The organism is Parabacteroides sp. AM58-2XD (assembly GCF_003463685.1).
Classification (GTDB): Bacteria; Bacteroidota; Bacteroidia; order Bacteroidales; family Tannerellaceae; genus Parabacteroides; species Parabacteroides segnis.
In genome coordinates this window covers 1-5,709 of the sequence record NZ_QSDP01000185.1, presented here as the reverse complement: position 1 = coordinate 5,709, position 5,709 = coordinate 1, and the positions used below count along the sequence as shown (strand labels likewise).

Genomic DNA, 5,709 nt, shown 5'->3' with positions numbered 1-5,709 from the left:
GAAACAACCGTCGCGTTCAGCTCCCGAATGTTTTTTCAAGAAACGGTCGATACGTTTCAATTCTTTCAGTACATCGGCATGGCTGCCTTTGGGAATTACCTGCCGGTCTCGGGATAGATGACCGTCGCTCCGAGGCGTTCAGACAGGATGGATTTATACTTGGCCAGTTGCCGTTTGTTACTACGCGACAGTGTGCCGCACGATCCGTTCATGCTGCGCAGGCGATCAATCTCATCGCAAAGAGCATCCAGGGTCAGCGATGCCGTTAGGATTTCTTTTTTTTCATACTGTTTACTGATATTAAATAACGAAAGCCTCGGCAGAAATAAATCCACCGGGGCTTTGTTTGGCCTGCCTTCACCCTTCACAGGGGTAGGGACAGAAGAACTTTATTTCATTACTTTAGTATTAATACTTGACTGCTTGTTCATCTTCTCAGACTACTTGTGTCGGGGCGATTCGCGAACCGCCCCGACGACACGCGGTCAATTAACAATTAATTTATTGATTATAAATAGTTTTACTATACTATTCCTTATTTCACGATTGCTTTTACAGCAGCTTCGCCTTCGACGGCTACTACAACTACACCCTGAGGAGCAGCGATCTGAGCTTCGTCGGAAGTAACAACTGTGCTAGCAACTTTCTGACCCAGTACGTTGCTGATTGTAACAGTCTTACCTGCTGCACCCTTAACGATTACGGCACCATTAGTGGCGATAACCTGGATACCGGAAGCATTGATGCTTTCGTTGGCAGTTGCTATGGTAGGATCTACAGCGAAACGGGCTGCGGCTTTTATTTCAGCACCTAATGTCAGATTACCATTAACAGAAATTACATAAGCTCTTTCTGCTACGTTGCGGATTACATAAGTACCGTCTCCGTCACCGGATTCGATTACCTGGAACTTGAACTTGTTCAAGCCACCCTTAACGCCTGTCACTTTGTTTTCTTTTACAGCTACCTTAGTCAACTTGCCGTCAACCATTGTCTGCAATGTATCAGCATCCTGCAGGCTGGCGATGCTTGCATCTTTGAAAATTAAGCGTGTAGCATAGTCTTCATTATCTTTTGCAAATGTATATTTTCTCCAGTCAGCTACTCGTTTACTGTCAGCTGAGTCTGTAGCGAAATACAAGAACTTCGCCTTATCTTCCGTGCGGATGTAGAATGAAGGTATATTCTTATCTGTATCTACTGTATCCAAACGGAATGTCATAGTTTCAAACGGATTGACTACAGCAGCAAATTCATCCTTCATGAACAGGTAACCACCATAGTTGTCTGTGTTCTTGAATTCTGTTGTCTGCGGAAGAGCTTCCAATGAACCATATACCTTTTCAGGTACCAAGAAGGTCTTAACCGGCAGTTTGTTGTAGTCGTTCTCATAATTGTAATACAAAGCCTGACTCCATGCTACTACATCAACTTTTTCTGTTTCTTCTGTCTGATCATCCTGAACGTCGTCAGCTACTGCCAAATACTTTATAGCGCTTCTGAAGTCAGAATTTGCAGCAGTATTAACATTTTTTTCTACCAGAGATACAGAACCATCCAGATTGTATTTGATAATGTATTCTGTTTTATTTGTAACAAAACTTCCTTTATTATTAATATCATCATAACCCAGATAATATTCCTGATCTTCATCCGGAGCAAAGAATCTTATATTATAAGTATAGAAAGCAACTGTATCCTTTTCGATCGGAGAAGTAACAACGTTATTATTCTGGACATAAACGAAATCGTTCAGGATGTAAGAAACTTTATCTTTCTTATCATTACCATTTTCTTTTACACGAATCAGTTCGAACTGGTCTGCAGTCTTTGATGTTACTACTTCATCTCTAGATCCATTATTAAAGATTTCAATCTTACCGGTCTTTTTATCTCTTGCTGCTGCGGCATACAATCTGTCGTTTGCTTCAGCAGTCTTGGCAAATTCGAAAGTAAACAAACCTTCTTCGCTTTCAGCTGTTTCGAAAGTATCAAATTTCTTTACATCTTTCTTTTCAATCAGTTGAACCTGCATACCTCTGAGATCCAAATCTTTCCACTCAAAATCTCCATTAGCAGCAGTATGAGCAATTCTTAACTGTTGGTCACGAGACAATCCTTCTTTAACTGACGGATATACCGTATAGATATCGTCACCCAATTTCTTTTCGGCATACAATACTGCCCAAACTGATGCACCGGTCAGACGGTTTGTAATCTTGACAGTTTCTCTTTTATGAGCCGGATCGTTATCATTGTCTTTAACGCCTGTGATTACGAACTGATACAATGGGTCGTTTTCATTAGCTCCGTCATTTACACTCGGCATAGCAGCAAATGTAAAGTTATTAGGCTGATTCGTTTGCTTATTTCTTGACATCACTGTCAGATACTGTCCATATTCAGAAACCTCTTCATTGGCAGCTTCTTCTGCACCACTGACAAACTTGATTGCATAGATAGCCGGAGTAGCATCGTTGTGCAACAGGCTTGTAACATCGGCTAATGTTGTTGAAGGAACGGCTTTCAAAGCTACAACATCAGAACCCACACCAGACATCAGATAAGGGTCTCCGGCAGGATCATTCACGTTGTTGGTGCTAGTGCGTACTGTAACAGTTATCGGTTTATTAGCATGAGTACCGTTTTTTGCCACATCCAAACGAGCGTCAGCGACAGTCAACTCATATTGATCATTTTCTGTCAGCGGATTCTTCACCGTAGCAGTGAAACAAGCGTTACCAACGAACACTTCACCGGCTTTAGACATCAAAGCTGTATTTTTGAGATCTTTATTATTTTCTACTTCGAGTCTATTCACACCTTTCTCATCATAGAAGTTCATGTCGCTACCTTTCACGGTTTTCAGCAAGAAACCTCCACCGCTACTGCGACCAGCATCTGTCAGCTTGGTATAGCTTTGCGGATGAATAGCCACGAAAGTCATCTTGTTGAACTGTTCTTTACTTGTGATACGGAAAGTGTTCAATGTTGCTTTATCATCGGCATCTTTTCTATCCAATGCGCTCCAGTCTGAAGCCAAATAGATACCGGCAGGGATAGCATAGTGTGCGCCATTAGCTGTCCAACCAAGAGAATCGGTTGGCATGAAAGCCTCTGTGTTATCTTCATTACCATCCGAATCAAGGTTCTCATCTACATAGAACGCTTTCAAATCCAGATCTTTAAAGATATTGTCATTGATATCTTTACCATTATAACTGTTAACAAACGAGAACATAAAGCCTTTGCCGCCCTTCATATCATTCAGTTCTTCAGCTACGTTCTCGCCAAGAATGTCTCTTTCACCTAAGGTTGCAAGAAAGAATTTGTCCGAATCGCTCGGACCACCCATTGTGAATCCATCACCTGTTAATAATTGGTTGCCACCGTAAGTTCCAGCATCAGCATAATACAACCACAACTTAGTATTTTTATCAGTTGATTTAATCTGAATCTTGCTATCATCCATTTCTTTCATGAACCAAATCTGAGTGTTGCCATTATCAAATTTTGATTCATCAGCATCATCTACACAAGCAAAAGGATTAACATTAACTTTAAAAGCCAAAGGAACTTCAGTTGCTTTGCTTTCCAAAGAATAGTAGTAGTGTTTAGTTCCTGCAGCAGCACCCGGTGTACCGCTACCACCTTCAGTAATGATATCTTCTTTAAAATCCCAAAGAAGTGCATCCAGATCTTTATCAGTCAGACTGCTGAGATCTTCCGTAGCTAAATAAACCACGGAGTAAGCCAACTTTCCAGCCTTAGTCTTAGTTGCTTTAAGAAGGTAGTCCGCACTACTAATCTTACCGTCGCCATCAGCATCTTTGACAATAAAGACATCGGTTTTGGTACCTCCGAAAGACTGTACCTTTAACGGTGCCCCATTCACCTTGATGTCTGCCGCATTAACATTAAATGACGAGCCTGCAACCAGCATACCCGCCATCAAAAGCGTAGAAAACTTTTTGTTCATAATCGTTTAATTTAATATTAATAATAGTGTTACTTAAAAAGCCTTTTAACCATAGATCAGGAACGCATCCGAAAGCAAATGACTAGAAAAAACGTTCCTTTTTTCTAGTCATTATTTCTTGCTCATTTTATCTTTGTGTTCAAAAAGGCGATTTTCGTACTTACTTTGCTATTCTGTTGATAAGAAAGGATATAGGAAAGAAAAAAATATTTTGAAAATGGTTGGAGGATTAAAAGAATGTAGTAACTTTGCTGGCGAGAAAAAAGGAACCTTTCTTTTAGTCATTACTAATGATTCGTAATACATTATATTACAATATATTCAATAGTATTTTTCGCCCTATTTACAGATATATATTAAAGTACGCGCGTGCATCTTAATATATTGATACACAGCATACCTATTTATAGGAATTTAGCATACAAATGTTAAAAGAGTTATTTCAGATCATTTCAGGCATAAAAATGTGTCAACTAACATACCAATCTCCAAGGAATCATATAAAAAGAAATCGTACTTTTGTCAATATAAAAAATAAAATGATATGACACTTATAGCCAATCCCATTTACGACGTGGTCTTCAAATATTTAATGGAAGACGAGCGCGTAGCCAAGATCCTACTCTCGGCACTATTGAAAAAAGAGATCCTCGAACTTGAAATGCGCAAACAGGAATACACCGCCATGCAGCAAACACGCATCTCCCTGTTCCGCATGGACTTTGCCGCCAAAATACGCGACAATAATGGAGAAGAACACCTCGTGTTAATCGAACTGCAAAAAACCTGGTTGGCCACAGAAACACTTCGTTTCCGCCAATACCTTGGTACGCAGTATCTCAACAAAGAGAACATAAAAAGCGATAAGGACAGCAATTACGGACTACCAATCATCTCGATCTACATCCTAGGGCATATCTTGGGTGATTTGAAAGAACCTGTCATTTACGTACGTCGTCGTTACCTCGACTACGATGATAATGTACTCGAACAGAAAGACAAATTTATCGAAAGCCTGACACACGACAGCATCATCGTCCAAATCCCTTACCTACAAGGCCGCACGCGCAACCGCCTGGAACGTCTACTGAATCTTTTCGATCAGGATCGCCGTCACAAAGACGACGACCATTATCTAGAGATTGACGAAACACAGTTCCACGAGAAAGATGAACAATTGTTGGTCAACCGCCTGCTTCGTGCCGGTACTACTCCCGACGTTCGCCGTGCCATGCAAGTAGAAGACGAAATCCTCTCCGAAATAGAAGCCCGAGACACCACCATCATGCTCAAAGAACAGGTAATAGCAGAAAAAGAACAAGAAATAACACAAAAAAAGCTAGTCATCGAACAGAAAGAGCAGGTGATCGAACAGAAAGAGCAGGTGATCGAACAAAAGGAACAACAACTTGAGCAACAGAAACGAACTATGAGAGAACTGGTTCGAATACTGTCACAAACGGGCATTTCTCTAGAAGAAATCTCTAACAGATTATCACTTTCTATCAAAGAGATCGAAGAAATTCTACAATAATTCCTGTTCCTCTTCCGAGATATAGTAGTTACGCTGGACGGTACCTAGGGAAACCTCGAAGTCGAAACAACTGCACATCAAGTGGAAGAAACAACCGTCGCGTTCAGCTCCCGAATGTTTTTTCAAGAAACGGTCGATACGTTTCAATTCTTTCAGTACATCGGCATGGCTGCCTTTGGGAATTACCTGCCGGTCT

The 5,709-nt window shown here is 40.8% G+C and carries 4 protein-coding genes; 1 reads left to right on the top strand and 3 read right to left on the bottom strand.

The annotated features are described in order from the left end of the window. Positions 1-95: 95 nt before the first annotated feature. Positions 96-335, bottom strand: coding sequence for a hypothetical protein (locus DXA15_RS24405; protein ID WP_128135768.1), 240 nt, complete (start codon positions 333-335; stop codon positions 96-98). 200 nt (positions 336-535) lie between these two features. Then, positions 536-3,979, bottom strand: a complete 3,444-nt coding sequence (locus DXA15_RS27805; RefSeq protein WP_128135767.1) for a DUF6383 domain-containing protein — start codon at positions 3,977-3,979, stop codon at positions 536-538. Positions 3,980-4,523: 544 nt separating this feature from the next. Here DXA15_RS27805 and DXA15_RS24390 point away from each other — a divergent pair. After that, on the top strand, positions 4,524-5,513 hold the full coding sequence (locus DXA15_RS24390) for a hypothetical protein (protein WP_128135765.1): 990 nt from the start codon (positions 4,524-4,526) through the stop codon (positions 5,511-5,513). On the opposite strand, the gene DXA15_RS25390 is transcribed toward DXA15_RS24390, so the two are convergent. Continuing rightward, the coding region (locus DXA15_RS25390) for a hypothetical protein (protein ID WP_158579715.1) at positions 5,505-5,709 on the bottom strand (205 nt) is incomplete at its 5' end. The genes DXA15_RS24390 and DXA15_RS25390 overlap by 9 nt on opposite strands.